Below are 859 nucleotides of genomic sequence, written 5' to 3'. Positions count from 1 at the left end.
CGTTCTGCAGCGTCGTCTGGAAGACGCTGTCAGCGGCCTCGGCCCCGGGATAGACGCCCTGGATCATCGACAGCAACCGGTCGGTGCCCGAGCGAGGGAGGCCGGCGACGTACACGCCCGCGCTTAGCTTGTGGAAGACGTTGACGCGTCCCGGCGCGACGATGCGAACCGCGTACGGAAGCGTGCTCGTCTCACCCACGGTGATCGTCTCGTCGTCCAGCGCCAGACCGGCGGTGCGCCTGAACGTGATCGCTCCCGCGCACGAGGCCGGGCAGACCAGCACGGCCTGCCCCGGCACCAAGCGGGGCGCGACGACCTCGGACTGATGCTCCGTGCTGTACGCCGGACCGACCAGCACGACCAGATCTGCAGCGTCGAGAGCGGTCTCGATGTCGTGACCCGCGTAGGCGATCTCCGCGAAGCCCTCAAGCTCACCGGTCGCGTGGATCCCGCCGGCCGCCGCGACCTCTGCCACGTGGTCAGGAAAGTGAGGAGTGTCGAAGAGCCGCACGGCGTGGCCGTGCTGCGCGAAGTCGAAGGCGGTCGCGAGACCACCGTTGCCCGAGCCGACGACAGTGACGTTCATGTTCGACACCGTATCCCTGCTCGCTGCGCCCCTGGCAGGCTCGCGAGTACGGCCACGCCAGTCTTAGCGCGGCAACGCCGAGGGTTTACAACCACGGCGCGGAGGACTACATGTGATGTAGGTCACTCTCAGGGGAGGGCGCATGTTTCGGGTACGGCGCGGTCTCACCGCTTCGGCAGCACTCATGATCGCTTCGGGGATGCTTGCCGCCTGCTCGGCCGGCGCCAGCACCGGAGACACCCTGACCTGGTACATCAATCCCGACGCCGGGGG

1 pseudogene is annotated in these 859 nt (G+C 68.0%); it reads right to left on the bottom strand.

The annotated features are described in order from the left end of the window. Positions 1-586 (bottom strand): annotated as a pseudogene (locus EKO23_RS24735) (NAD/NADP-dependent octopine/nopaline dehydrogenase family protein); the annotation flags it as partial. Positions 587-859 lie beyond the last annotated feature (273 nt).

The sequence above is a fragment of the Nocardioides guangzhouensis genome, assembly GCF_004519545.1.
In the GTDB taxonomy this organism is placed as follows: Bacteria; Actinomycetota; Actinomycetes; order Propionibacteriales; family Nocardioidaceae; genus Nocardioides; species Nocardioides guangzhouensis.
Note: the sequence above shows the minus strand (reverse complement) of the source record. Positions and strands in the feature narration are given on the sequence as shown.